The sequence below is a fragment of the Gynurincola endophyticus genome (assembly GCF_003991195.1).
In the GTDB taxonomy this organism is placed as follows: domain Bacteria; phylum Bacteroidota; class Bacteroidia; order Chitinophagales; family Chitinophagaceae; genus Gynurincola; species Gynurincola endophyticus.
This window is the reverse complement of sequence record NZ_RCWL01000031.1, coordinates 1-332: the sequence shown is the minus strand read 5'-3', so window position 1 is coordinate 332 and position 332 is coordinate 1. Positions and strand designations below refer to the sequence as shown.

Genomic DNA, 332 nt, shown 5'->3' with positions numbered 1-332 from the left:
AATACTTTTTTAAGCACGGTACATTTTTATGATTCAAAAAGCCGGCTGCTACAGTCGGTGAGTAAAAATCAAACAGGGGCTATAGACCGTATAACCCATCAATATAGCTTTGACGGCAAGCAATTGATTAGTAAAATTAACCATCAGGCCACCGGTTATACGCCGTCCAGTGTGGTAGTCGTTACCCGAAATGCCTTTTCGGGACCAGGGTATTTAGACTCAGTGGTGCAATCTGTCAACGGTAGTGCTAATAAACTAATTGCTAAAAATAGTTACGATGCTATAGGCCGGTTAACGAAAAAAGAACTGGGCAGAAAAACGGTAGGCAGCGG

General features: G+C 42.5%; 1 protein-coding gene. It reads left to right on the top strand.

What is annotated here, in order from left to right; translation table 11 throughout:
* Positions 1–332 (top strand): hypothetical protein (locus D9O48_RS18865; protein WP_158624948.1); only part of this gene is annotated, 332 nt, incomplete at both ends.